13 protein-coding genes and 1 pseudogene are annotated in these 10,963 nt (G+C 72.6%); 5 read left to right on the forward strand and 9 right to left on the reverse strand.

Features of this window, described 5'->3' with window-relative positions:
- Positions 1-24: 24 nt before the first annotated feature.
- Entirely contained in the window at positions 25-1,401 is a 1,377-nt protein-coding gene (locus tag ACFW48_RS29540; protein WP_386319752.1) for an alpha-lytic protease prodomain-containing protein, read from the reverse strand.
- Between the two features lie 193 nt (positions 1,402-1,594).
- Positions 1,595-3,256, reverse strand: a complete 1,662-nt coding sequence (locus ACFW48_RS29545) for an alkaline phosphatase D family protein (RefSeq protein ID WP_386319754.1) — start codon at positions 3,254-3,256, stop codon at positions 1,595-1,597.
- 331 nt (positions 3,257-3,587) lie between these two features.
- On the opposite strand from ACFW48_RS29545, the gene ACFW48_RS29550 reads away from it, so the two are divergent.
- Positions 3,588-3,893: a hypothetical protein gene (locus ACFW48_RS29550; RefSeq protein WP_386319756.1), complete on the forward strand. Its 306-nt coding sequence runs from the start codon at positions 3,588-3,590 to the stop codon at positions 3,891-3,893.
- 58 nt (positions 3,894-3,951) lie between these two features.
- Here ACFW48_RS29550 and ACFW48_RS29555 read toward each other — a convergent pair whose 3' ends face one another.
- The 4 genes from ACFW48_RS29555 to ACFW48_RS29570 all read right to left on the reverse strand — a co-directional run bounded on the left by ACFW48_RS29555 (position 3,952) and on the right by ACFW48_RS29570 (position 5,934).
- Positions 3,952-4,752, reverse strand: a complete 801-nt coding sequence (locus tag ACFW48_RS29555; RefSeq protein WP_386319758.1) for a class I SAM-dependent DNA methyltransferase — start codon at positions 4,750-4,752, stop codon at positions 3,952-3,954.
- A 45-nt stretch (positions 4,753-4,797) separates the two neighbouring features.
- Positions 4,798-5,040, reverse strand: a complete 243-nt coding sequence (locus tag ACFW48_RS29560) for a hypothetical protein (protein WP_386319761.1) — start codon at positions 5,038-5,040, stop codon at positions 4,798-4,800.
- Between the two features lie 70 nt (positions 5,041-5,110).
- Complete coding sequence (locus tag ACFW48_RS29565) at positions 5,111-5,491, reverse strand: ATP-binding cassette domain-containing protein (RefSeq protein ID WP_386319763.1); 381 nt, start codon at positions 5,489-5,491, stop codon at positions 5,111-5,113.
- Positions 5,488-5,934, reverse strand: coding sequence for a GntR family transcriptional regulator (locus ACFW48_RS29570; RefSeq protein WP_386319766.1), 447 nt, complete (start codon positions 5,932-5,934; stop codon positions 5,488-5,490). Before ACFW48_RS29570 ends, ACFW48_RS29565 begins: the two co-directional genes overlap by 4 nt.
- Before the next feature lie 134 nt (positions 5,935-6,068).
- Here ACFW48_RS29570 and ACFW48_RS29575 point away from each other — a divergent pair, with 134 nt between their 5' ends.
- From ACFW48_RS29575 to ACFW48_RS29585, 3 genes are all read left to right on the forward strand, one after another.
- On the forward strand, positions 6,069-6,761 hold the full coding sequence (locus tag ACFW48_RS29575; RefSeq protein ID WP_386319768.1) for a transcriptional regulator: 693 nt from the start codon (positions 6,069-6,071) through the stop codon (positions 6,759-6,761).
- Positions 6,758-7,735: a pyridoxal-phosphate dependent enzyme gene (locus ACFW48_RS29580; protein WP_386319771.1), complete on the forward strand. Its 978-nt coding sequence runs from the start codon at positions 6,758-6,760 to the stop codon at positions 7,733-7,735. Before ACFW48_RS29575 ends, ACFW48_RS29580 begins: the two co-directional genes overlap by 4 nt.
- Positions 7,736-7,814: 79 nt before the next feature.
- Positions 7,815-8,174, forward strand: a complete 360-nt coding sequence (locus ACFW48_RS29585) for a cupin domain-containing protein (RefSeq protein ID WP_375923811.1) — start codon at positions 7,815-7,817, stop codon at positions 8,172-8,174.
- 88 nt (positions 8,175-8,262) lie between these two features.
- On the opposite strand, the pseudogene ACFW48_RS29590 reads toward ACFW48_RS29585, so the two are convergent.
- Positions 8,263-8,854 (reverse strand): annotated as a pseudogene (locus ACFW48_RS29590) (FtsX-like permease family protein); the annotation flags it as partial.
- Between the two features lie 259 nt (positions 8,855-9,113).
- Here ACFW48_RS29590 and ACFW48_RS29595 point away from each other — a divergent pair.
- Positions 9,114-9,761: a DUF6461 domain-containing protein gene (locus ACFW48_RS29595; RefSeq protein ID WP_386319774.1), complete on the forward strand. Its 648-nt coding sequence runs from the start codon at positions 9,114-9,116 to the stop codon at positions 9,759-9,761.
- 9 nt (positions 9,762-9,770) lie between these two features.
- Here ACFW48_RS29595 and ACFW48_RS29600 read toward each other — a convergent pair whose 3' ends face one another.
- On the reverse strand, positions 9,771-10,415 hold the full coding sequence (locus ACFW48_RS29600) for a lactate utilization protein C (RefSeq protein WP_386319776.1): 645 nt from the start codon (positions 10,413-10,415) through the stop codon (positions 9,771-9,773).
- Positions 10,412-10,963: lactate utilisation protein LutB domain-containing protein (locus ACFW48_RS29605; RefSeq protein ID WP_386319778.1), on the reverse strand; the 552-nt coding region annotated here is incomplete at its 5' end. The genes ACFW48_RS29600 and ACFW48_RS29605, both read right to left, overlap by 4 nt.

Below are 10,963 nucleotides of genomic sequence, written 5' to 3' on the forward strand. Positions count from 1 at the left end.
ACCGCGCCCACGCCTCACCGTCCGTCAGACACGCTGCCACAGGGCCGGCGTGGCCTCGGGCGACCAGACGCCCTGCGCCTGGTGGTTCTGCAGGCAGCGGTAGCGCTGCCCGGCGTGGGACACCGTGGTCCCGACCTCGTAGACCCGGCCCGCGGCCCACGCGTCCGCCGCCGCGTTGTCCTGCGGCGCGGGCGTACCCGCCGCGGCGGAGGTGGTCTTCAGGGTGAGTCCGAAGTCGCTGAGCAGCGGGTTGATCGGCTGATAGAAGGTGGTACCGCCGTTCGTGCAGTCTCCCGAGCCGCCCGACGTGGTGCCCTGCGCCTGGGTGCCCGCGACGAACGGGCCGCCCGAGTCACCGGGTTCGGCGCACACCGTCGTCTCGGTCAGCCCGTCCACGGTGCCCTCTGGGTAGCTGACACTCGTGTCGTGCTGCTGGACCGTGCCGCAGTGCCATCCCGTGGTGGAGCCGGAGCGGCAGACCGAGGCGCCGACGAGCGCCTCCACCGAACCGGCGACCTGCACCTTCTGGCCGTCCTGCGCCTTGATGTCGGGGGTGGCGGCCCAGTCGGCGTTGACGCCCACCCAGGCCATGTCCTTGCCGGGGAAGGTGGACCCCTGGAAGGTGCCCTGGTCGGTCTCGTCGGCCCCGGTGGTCGCCGCGCCGGGCTGGCCGCAGTGGCCGGCGGTGGCGAAGCCCTGCTGCTGGTCCTTGACGACGGAGAAGCCGATGGAGCAACGGGCCTGGCCGTCGATGTAGTAGGCATCGCCACCGACGAGGTCTTTCAGCACCCGGGGCCGGTGGGCCGAGACCCGGACGCCCACGTCCCCGCCCGCGACCCCGGCGGCCTCGGCGAAGGCCGCGGCGGCCGACTGGCTGGTGGCCTGGACCACGGCCCGGTTGGTCCTGACGTCGACGTACCAGACCGGCGTCTCGCGCGTCTCGGTGCGGGCGGCGGCCGCGTCCAGCTTCTCCTTGACCGCCCGCAGCTCGCCCAGACCCCGCTCGACGACCGCGGCCCGGGCGCCCTGCGCCTCGATGGCGGCGGTGTCCGCGGCGTCGGTGGTGGCGACGGTCAGCTCGGCGGAGGTCGCGCCGCTCACCCAGGCCCCGGCGAAGCGGTCGCCCAGCGTGTTGCGCAGCATGCCCGCGCGGGTGCCGGCCTCCGCCTCGTTGACCAGCCTGGCCGACGCCTGGTCCGGCGTCAGTCCGAGGTCCCGTTGCATGGCACGCAGCACCTGCGCCGGGGGTTCGTCCGCGCCGAGCGTCCGGGCGGCCGCGGACACCGGTCCGGGAGCGGGCGGCGGGGCGGCCGACGCGGCGGCGGGGAGTGTGGTCAGGACCAGTGCGCCGAGCGCCGTGAGGGCGGCGCGGCGGCTGCGCGCGGCATGTCTGCCGACCATGCGATGTGCCTCCTTCGAGGGCTGTGCGAGACAGCGGGTGTCGGTGGGTGACCGTGGGTCATGGTGCGGGTGCGGCGAAGTCACAGGCCTTGCCGCAAAGAGCCGCGGTCATGTCCGGGCCGGTGGTCATTCGCGCGATGGGGGACGCGCTGGGTGCCAAGTGCAGTACGCGGACGCGCGGGACGCGGCGCGCTCAGGCGGGGGTCAGCCCCGGGTTGCCCGCCTCGGTGACGAAGGACGCGGCCGTGGTGATGGGAGCGCCGGGCGTGCTGATCGCGGAGACCGTCCTGAAGTCGAGGCGGGCGGCCTGGCGGTCGAGATCGACCCGGACGTAGCCGCGCCTGCCGTCGTAGAACTTCATGTGCGGGTTGGCCCGCATGTACAGGTCCCAGTTGGCGGGCTGCTCCACGCCGTCCCGGCCGCTGGCCACCGATGTGCAGGTGACCTCCGTGCCCACGGTGGCGGACGCCGGGTCGTCGAAGTCCTCCTTGACGTCGAGGGCGTAGCCCACGTGCACGTCGCCGGTGAGGATCAGCCAGTTCTCGACCCCGGCGGCCTTCGCCCCGGCGACGACCCGGTCGCGCGAGGCGCGGTAACCGTCCCAGGCGTCCATCGAGAGCGCGGCGTCGGCGGTCACGTCGAACTTGCGCTGCGAGAAGCAGACCTGCTGGGGCATCACGTTCCACAGCGCGGACGAGCTCTGCCAGCCGCCGAGCAGCCACTGCTCCTGCGCGGCGCCGGTGATGGTGCGTGCCGGATCGTCCGACTCGGGCCCGGGGGCGTGCGGCCGGTCGTCGTAGGCCTGGTCGGAGCGGTACTGCCGAGTGTCGAGGATGTCGAACTGGGCGAGCGTGCCCCAGTGCAGCCGGCGGTACAGCTGCGCGTCCGGCCCCTGCGGCAGCTGTGCGGCGCGCAGCGGCTGGTTCTCCCAGAAAGCGCGGTAGGCGGCTGCCCGCCGCAGCAGGAACTCCTCCGGCGGGATGCCGTTCTCCGGGATGCTGCCGGCGTAGTTGTTCTCGGTCTCGTGGTCGTCCCAGGTGACCACGAAGGGGTGCGCGGCGTGGGCCGCCCGGAGGTCCTCGTCGTTCTTGTAGAGCGAGTAGCGCAGCCGGTAGTCGGCGAGGGTCATCGTCTCGCGGTTGAACACGTCGGGCAGCACGACGTCGGTGTAGCGGCGCTCCCCGCCCTCCGAGTTGACCGCGTACTCGTACAGGTAGTCGCCGAGGTGGAAGACGATGTCGACGTCGTCCTGGGCGAGGTGCCGGAGCACCGTGTAGTAGCCGTCCTGGTAGGCCTGGCAGGCGACGGCCGCCAGTTTCAGCGCCGACGTGGCGCTGCCCGCCGGCGGCGCGGTGCGGGTGCGGCCCACGGGGCTGAGCCAGGCACCGGCCCGGAAGCGGTAGTAGTACGCCGTGCCCGGTGTCAGGCCCTTCACGTCGACGTGCACGCTGTGGTTGTACTCGGCGTGGGCGTCGGCGGTGCCCCGGAACAGGACGGCCGCGAAGTACTCGTCGAGCGCCACCTCCCATTCGACCGTGACCCGCTCCGTGCCCATCCCGCCGTCCTCCAGGAACGGCTCCGGCGCCAGCCGGGTCCACAGCAGCACCGAGTCCGGCAGGGGGTCGCCGGAGGCGACGCCGAGGGTGAACGGGTCGCTGGTGATCCGGGCGGTCCGCAGGGGCGCGGCGACGGCGCCGCGGGCCGGCAGGTTGGTGGAGAAGGCGAGCGCGGCGGCCGCCGCGGTGACGGTGAGGAAACGCCGGCGGCCCAGGTGCCGGGCGGCGGCGCCCATCACGGCGTCGTGCGGGGAGAAGGCGTGCTCGGCCAGTCGGCTGTGACGGCCCGTGGGCGCCATCTGGTGTCCTCTCGTACGGGGCGGGCGGTCCATGGGCGAGCGGCACGGGGAACCGGGTGGGGCCCCGGGCGGTCGCCCCACGCACGCCGGCACGGGGTACTCGCGTCGGGGCGAGCCGGTGTGCGCCGTCCGTGCCCGGGCCCCGTCGCGCGGTGGCGCCGACCCGCGATGCGCGGACCCCGCATGCTAAGCAGACAAAACATCCGAAATCGGCAGGACTTGCGGAGTGATCACACAGGAGGGGGTACGCGCGTGTGGGCGTCGCCCGTCCGGGGCACCCGGAGCGGACGGAACGCGGGTACACGGGTGAGAAAGGCGGCGGGCCGAGCCGATGGCGAGGACACGGCGCTACGACGTGGCGGCCTCCGGCCGCTGGTGGGACCGGGAGGACGGCCGCTGGCTGCCGTCCGGCGAGGTGCACGCGTGGGAGCAGGGCATGAACCAGACCGTGTGCGGTCTGTCCCTCAACCGTTCGCAGCTGTCCAGGTTCCCGGCCGTCACCTGGACCGACGTGCTGCCCGAGTCCGGCGGCGCGGCCGACGCGGTCCGCCGGGTCTGCCCCCGGTGCGCGGCCGCGGCCGGCCGCCGGGGCGCGGACGCCCGGCCCGGCTGGCGGCGCACCAACCCGCGGCCCTGACCCACGCCCGTGGGGACCGGACGGACGGTCCGGCCCCCGGGATGTCGCTGTCGGCCGCCTACGACGGCAGCGGCGAGCGGCTGACGCGGATCTTGGACTGGCCGTGCGGCCGCTTCTCCCAGTCCTCCATGAACCGCGCGTGCAGACCGTGCCTGCGGGCCAGCGTGAGCAGGGTGTCGGTGCGGTAGTAGAAGTCCTCGCGGAGCACCTGGTGTTCGGTGCCCTCGGTACGGTCGAAGGTGAAGTCGAAGAACCCGGTGTCGGTCAGGACGCGGCCGACATGGGAGAGGCACTCCTCGATCACGTGCAGCGGCGAGTGCGAGAAGACGCTGTGCGCGTGGACGACGTCGAAGTGGTCGTCCGGCAGGAAGTCCAGGGTGAGGTTCCCGGTGATGGTCAGGTGGGGGAGCTTGGCCTGGAGTCCGTGCTCGGTCAGGGTCTTCTTGGCGGCGATCAGTATGTCCGGCGAGATGTCGATGCCGTAGTAGTGCCCCGCGTCGAGGTGGTCGATGAAGCGCCAGCCGCCGCGCAGGTTGCCGCAGCCGATGTCGAGCATGTGGTGCTCGGGACGCAGCCCGTGCTCGATCAGGTACTCGAACTGCATCTGCCCGAGCGCCAGCCACCGGTCGTGGGTCTGGCTGCCGACCGCGGCCTCCGGATCGCGGCGGGCGTCGGAGGCCATCACGGCCCGGTAGTAACCGACGTGGTCCGGATGCTTGATCCGCAGCCACGCGTCCCGGCCGGCCCGGCGGACGTAGGGGCCGACGCGCTCGGGGTGGCGCAGCGCGTACCCGACCTTGTGCGTGAGCGCGGCACGGTTGCTGCGCAGTTTCTTCGGGGACCTGGCGTCCTTGGGCATGGGATCGAATCTCCGTGTGAGGGAAGGACGGTGCCGCAGAGGGTGTCAGACCCGGTGGCGCGGCAACAGGACCGTGATGACGGTGAGTCCGAGGGCCAGGGCCTGTCGTTTGGATCTTGCCGGCGTCGCGGGGCTGAAGGCGCAGTCCCTCTCAGCCGACCTGATCCAAACGACAGGCCCTGGGCCGCCGAGGAGGGCCGTGTCGATCCACTGGAACGTCCAGTAGTCGCCGGCCGGGTTCGCCTCGTAGAACTCGTAGAAGCGGGCGGCACAGCCGTGCTGGGCCATGCACTCCTTCAGCCCGCGCCCGGACGGGTGGGGCAGTTCAGGACGGACTCGCGACGGCCGGACGCCGTGATCAGGCCGTAGCGCGCACGCCCCGCTCCGCGACCGGGGCGTCCCACGCGGAGTTCGGCTTCCCGCCCATGCGCAGGGTGTCGGCCACGGTGAAGCGGGGACGGAGCGGCTTGTCCTGGGTGAGCAGGGCGGCCCGGGCGCGCGCCGCGGCCGTGTCCGGCGCCGTGTCCAGTACCCGGATCTCCCCGTGCGTGGGGCGCAGCAGCCCGCCGGCCAGGTGCAGCAGCGTGCTCTTGCCCGCGCCGTTGCGGCCGACCAGGGCGGTGATACGGCCGCGGGGCACCGTGAACCCACAGTCCCGCAACGCCCGGTCGCCGCGTGCCCGGTAGCGGAACCCGAGGTCCGTGGCGTGCGGCGCGGCGGGCTCGTCAGGCCCGGTCATGCGTCCTCCTGTTTCCGTTCCCGGTCGTCCGGGTCGTGCTGGTGTCGCTTGGGCAACTCGTGCTCGTCGAGGGCCGCCGTGACCAGGGCGAGCACGTCGTCCCGCTCCAGCCCGGCCGACCGGGCCCGTGCGACCCACTCGGCGAGGTCCGTGCGCAGGGGCGAGCCGCTCTCCGCGCCGGGCCGCGCCAGCGATCGCGTCACGAAGGTGCCGAGCCCGCGCCGCGACTGGACCAGGCCCGCCCGCTCCAGGTCGCGGTAGGCCCTGAACACGGTGTTGGGGTTGATGGCGGTGGCGGCGACGACCTCCCTGGCCGTCGGGAGCCTGTCCCCGACCCGCAGTACACCCATCCGGAGTGCCTGCTCGGTCTGCCGCACGATCTGTACGTAGGCGGGGATGCCGCTCTGCCGATCGATCCGGTACTCGACCACGTCACCTTCCATGTCTTAACTAATTCATTAGTAGAAGCATGATCAGACGAGATGTGAATGTCGAACGCGGGCCCGGTCTGGACTGTTAGTCCAATCATTGGATGTGTAGTCTTACGTTTCTGTGGAGCCGGGAAAGGAGGCCCCTGGTGAGCGAACAGGCCCTGGATGCCGAACGGGACGCCGTCCTCGCCGCCCTGCGCCCCGTCGTGGACGGCGTCGCGGCGACGTTCGGCCCGGTCTGCGAGGTGGTCCTGCACGACTACCGACGCCCCGACCGGTCGGTCGTGGCCGTCGCCGGTTCGGTGACCGGGCGGACGGTGGGCGGGGCGATGAGCGAGATCGGCATGCGCGTGCTGGCCCACGGCGACGAGGCCCGGGACGAGCTGAACTACGTCACGCGGACGGGTGACGGCATCCTGCTGAAGTCCTCCACCATGGTGCTGCGAGACTCCACGGGGGCCGTGTTCGGCGCCCTGTGCGTCAACCTGGACGTCACCGCCGTGGACCGGGCCCAGTCCCTGCTCGGCGCCCTGGCCGGGACCGCGGGCACCGCCGCCGATCCACCGGCGACCACCTTCGCCGACGACATCGACGCGGTGGTCGACGCCATCGTGGACGCCCACCCGCTGCGCCGGGACAGGAGCTGGGCGGCACTGGAGCGCGCACAGCGACTCGAGCTGTTCCGCGACCTGGACGGGCGCGGCGTGTTCGCCGTACGCCGCTCGGTCGAGCAGGTCGCCGCCCGGCTCGGAATCTCCCGGGCCTCCGCCTACAACTACCTCTCCCAGGCCCGCGCCGCGGCCGACCCGGCCGCCGACCTTGCTGGAGGACACGCGTGACGACCACCACCCCGCCGGTCACCCTCGACGACGTCCGCTCCGCCGCGGCCCGCCTGGCGGGCGTCGCGCACCGCACCCCGGTGCTGCGCTCGCGCACCCTGGACGCCCTGGCGGGCGCCGAGATCCTGCTCAAGTGCGAGAACCACCAGCGGGTGGGCGCCTTCAAGTTCCGCGGCGCCTACAACGCGGCCTCCCGCCTCACGCCGGAGCAGCTGTCCCGAGGCATCGCCGCCTACTCCTCCGGGAACCACGCCCAGGCGGTCGCCCTCGCCGCGCGCGAGCTGGGCACCACCGCCGTGATCGTCATGCCCGAGGACGCGCCACCCTCCAAGCGGGCGGCCACCGCCGGCTACGGCGCCGAGATCGTCACCTACGACCGCTACACCGGCGACCGCGTCGCCGTCGCCGAGGCCCTGGCCGCCGAACGCGGGCTGAGCCTGATCCCGCCCTACGAGCACCCGCACGTCATCGCCGGACAAGGCACCGCCGCCCTCGAACTCGTCGAGGAGACGGGCCGACTGGACGTCCTGATCGCACCGGTCGGCGGCGGCGGACTCATCGCCGGGAGCGCCACCGCCGTCAAGGGCCTGCACGCCGGCACCCGGGTCATCGGCGTCGAACCGGAGGCCGGTGACGACACCAAGCGGTCCCTGGAGGCGGGCCGGCGCGTCACCGTCCCCGTCCCGCGCACCATCGCCGACGGCCAGGCCCTGCACACCCCCGGCGAGCTGACCTTCTCCCTCAACCGGCGGCTGCTCGACGGGATCGTGCTGGTCAGCGACGACGAGATCCGGGACGCGATGCGCTTCGCCTTCGAACGGCTGAAGACCGTACTCGAACCGAGCGGCGCCACCCCGCTGGCCGCCCTCCTCACCGGCCGCGCCGGTCCGCTGCCCGGCCGCGTGGGCGTGATCCTCTCCGGCGGCAACGTGGACGCCGAACGCTTCGCCCGTCTGTGCGGCACACCGCGCTGACCCCGCGCGTCCCCCGGATGGCGGCCCCGAGTTGACAGGCGGACGATGGAGTGGTGGGGCCAGGGAAAGGAGGAGCGTCATGTTCGAGGCAAAGACGCTCGACAAGCCGGACGAGCGGCGCGATTTCCCCCGCGGGCACATCGAGGCCGTGCACATGGAAGGACTCGACTTCGCCGTCGCCACCTTCGAGCCGGGCTGGCGCTGGTCGGAGTCCGTCGCACCCATCGCGGGCACCGACAGTTGCATGATCCACCACAACTGCTACGTGGTCGAGGGACGCATGTGCGTCCGCATGGACGACGGCGCCGAGAGCGAGGTGGGCCCCGGCGACGTCTTCGTCTGCTCGCCCGGCCACGACGCCTGGGTCGTCGGCGACGGACAGTGCGTCGTGTACGACTTCGCCGGAGGCATGGCCAAGGAGTACGCCAAGGCCGACTAGGAAGAGGCCGGCGCGTCGCGCGAGGAACGGAACCGCGGACAACGGGAGGGGGTGGCCGCCGTGACGGCCACCCCCTCCCGCTCCCGGCTCACGCGGCCGTCGCCACCGCCCCGACCGCCGGCGTACGCAGCACCCGCCCGGGCCGTCACCGTGCTCGTCCCCAGCGTCACCGCCGCCGACACCGACACCATCGCGAGCCAGACCCCGAGGAACTGGTCCGACAGCACCGCGTCGGTACGCACCACCGTGAACGGCACCACCCCGGCCAGCGCGGCCACCGTCCCGAAGAACACCCCGGTGAGCGTCAGGATCACGCCCTCGGCGCCGACCATGCCCAGCACCTGTCCCGGAGCCGCCCCCGCCAGCCGCTGCTGCCCGAACTCACGGGAGCGGTACGTCGTCGCCGCGTACAGCGAGTTGACCAGCATCACGCAGACGAGCACCGCGATGATGCCGACCACCGTGAGGTTGAGCGTCTCCAGGTTCTTGGCGTCGACCGACCTGACCAGACCGGAGGCCTTCACGGCGTCGCTCTCCACCGCCTGCACGGTGACCGTCGCGGTCGACACCGCCGTGAACAGGATCAGCGACATCAGGATCCCGGCGAGGTGGCCGGCCCGCTCCCGCAGAGTGCGTACGGCCAGCCAGCCACTCGCCCCGCTCAGCGTCACCCCGTCCAGCGCGGTCACGGCGTTCTCCGCGGTGCCGTAGGTCCTGGTCACCTTGACGAGGCGGAGCGCCTCGGGGGCGGGGACCGGGTCGTGGTCGCCTCGTGCGCCGGTGCGAAACATCGTCATCACCTTCCGTGCGGCACGCCCTGTGCGGTGCCTCGTCGAAGACGCTACGGAGACCGAGGGCGGGCCACACTGGGCGCGCAGAGCCCCTATCGGGGGGTGTACTCAGTGACACCCCGCCCCGGCATGCGTCACGATGATCGCCATGACCGACGGAATAGCGTGGCTCGCCGAATCCAAGTGCGTCGACTTCAGCGGCCACAGCATGCATGCGTCCCGCGAACTGACCCCCGGGGAACTGGTGTCGCGGATCGCCGAGCGTGCCTTCGACACGAAGTACACGGCGCGCAACATCGGCGAGCTGACCGGCCGCCAGGTCAACGAACTGCTGGACGACCTCTACGGCGACGTCTGGGACGGCCTCGCCCTGCGCCACGGACGGGAGGGCGACTGGTCGTTCGTGGTCTGCTACGGCGGCTGGATGGGCGAGATGGTGAACCAGGCCGCGGTCTCACACGGCGGAGCCCACGTCTTCCACCTGGAGTACGAGGAGGAGAACGGCAAACCCGTGCCGCCGCACTTCGCGTACTTCCACGACGGGGAGTCCGTATGCGCCTTCAACCTGCATCTGGACCGCTCTTGGGGCTACCAGGGCGTCGACGGGGATCCCGAGTGGGTGCGCCGCGTCGAACCGTTGCTGACGGCCGCCGGGCTTCCCGACGAGGACGCCGACCGCCGGCTCGTGCGCCGCACCGCACTCGACGTCCTCGGGCAGGTCTTCGGCCTCTCGCTGCCCCGGCACCGGATCGTGGAGGGCACCCTCGACTCGGTGGTCCTGGAAGACGCCGACTGACCTCTTCGCTCAGCCCTCCACCAGCACCACCTCCAGGGTGCGCGGACCGTGCACCCCCTCGACCCGGTCCAGTTCGATGTCACTCGTCGCGGAGGGACCGGAGATCCAGGTCAACGGGCGCGACGGATCGAGCCGTTCGAGGGCCAGGGGGACGGACGGGACCACCTGGTCCGGCACCCGCACGACGCAGATGTGGTGGTCGGGGACGAGGGTGATGCGGCGGCGGCCCTGGTCGGGGGAGCCGTCCAGGACGATCGTGCCGGTCTCGGCGACGGCGACGGCGCACCCCGTGACCACGCTGTCGACCCGGTCCAGTTCGTGCGGAGTGCTCGCCGCGCGGTCGTGGACCCGGGTCGCGTCGACGGCCGCCGTCCAACCGGGCGGCAACCCCGGCGGCACCACCACGCTCCGCGAGCCGCGAGCGGCCAGGAGCCGCATCAGCAGGTCGGGCAACTGCCCGTCCGTGCACCGGTGCACGATCGCCCGGTAGTCCGCCAGGTTCTCGGCGAGCAGCTCCACCGTCTCCGTGACGGTCCGCCGCCCGTGCTCGCGAAGATACTCCCGTGCGACGGCCCGCTCGTACGGCTCGTCGTCACGCGGCACGTCCGCGACGGCACGTCGCACGCGTCCCAGGATGCGCTCCCTGCTGCTCATTTCGCCCCGTCCTTTCCACCGTGCGTGCGCAGCCACCAGTCCCGGAACGGCTCCGCGGGCACCTCCGGCAGGTCCCGGCTGCCGCTCCACGCGCGGCCCGGTCCCGGAAGGGTGCGCGGATGGAGGCGGCGGGTGCGCGACGCCAGCCGCTGGCCGGTCCGCAGCGCGCCGGGATGCGTGAACGCCCACTGCGCCGCCCGCATCGCCGCCCGCTCGGCGGCATGCCCCTTCGCCGGTTTCAGGACGACCTTGTTGCCCTGCCGGACGGCGGGCCCGCCCTGGACCACCCGCTCCCGCAGGTGCACCAGCACCTCGGGGATGTCGATGGCGACCGGGCACACCTCGTAACAGGCACCGCACAGCGAGGACGCGTACGGCAGGGAGGCGTCTATCTCGCTGGCCGTCCCCCTGAGCTGAGGGCTGAGGATGGCGCCGATCGGGCCCGGATACACCGAGCCGTAGGCGTGGCCGCCGGCCCGTTCGTAGACCGGGCAGACGTTCAGGCACGCCGAGCAGCGGATGCAGCGCAGTGCCTGGCGGCCGACCTC

This window comes from Streptomyces sp. NPDC058812 (assembly GCF_042744565.1).
GTDB classification, from domain to species: Bacteria; Actinomycetota; Actinomycetes; order Streptomycetales; family Streptomycetaceae; genus Streptomyces; species Streptomyces thinghirensis.

Excerpts from the sequence above, each read along its gene's own strand:
- ACFW48_RS29545 (WP_386319754.1), bottom strand. The coding sequence starts at position 3,256 with ATGGCGCCCACGGGCCGTCACAGCCGACTGGCCGAGCACGCCTTCTCC.
- ACFW48_RS29560 (WP_386319761.1), bottom strand. The coding sequence starts at position 5,040 with ATGGCCCAGCACGGCTGTGCCGCCCGCTTCTACGAGTTCTACGAGGCG.
- ACFW48_RS29555 (WP_386319758.1), bottom strand. The coding sequence starts at position 4,752 with ATGCCCAAGGACGCCAGGTCCCCGAAGAAACTGCGCAGCAACCGTGCC.
- ACFW48_RS29550 (WP_386319756.1), top strand. The coding sequence starts at position 3,588 with ATGGCGAGGACACGGCGCTACGACGTGGCGGCCTCCGGCCGCTGGTGG.
- ACFW48_RS29570 (WP_386319766.1), bottom strand. The coding sequence starts at position 5,934 with ATGGAAGGTGACGTGGTCGAGTACCGGATCGATCGGCAGAGCGGCATC.
- ACFW48_RS29585 (WP_375923811.1), top strand. The coding sequence starts at position 7,815 with ATGTTCGAGGCAAAGACGCTCGACAAGCCGGACGAGCGGCGCGATTTC.
- ACFW48_RS29600 (WP_386319776.1), bottom strand. The coding sequence starts at position 10,415 with ATGAGCAGCAGGGAGCGCATCCTGGGACGCGTGCGACGTGCCGTCGCG.
- ACFW48_RS29595 (WP_386319774.1), top strand. The coding sequence starts at position 9,114 with ATGACCGACGGAATAGCGTGGCTCGCCGAATCCAAGTGCGTCGACTTC.
- ACFW48_RS29540 (WP_386319752.1), bottom strand. The coding sequence starts at position 1,401 with ATGGTCGGCAGACATGCCGCGCGCAGCCGCCGCGCCGCCCTCACGGCG.
- ACFW48_RS29565 (WP_386319763.1), bottom strand. The coding sequence starts at position 5,491 with ATGACCGGGCCTGACGAGCCCGCCGCGCCGCACGCCACGGACCTCGGG.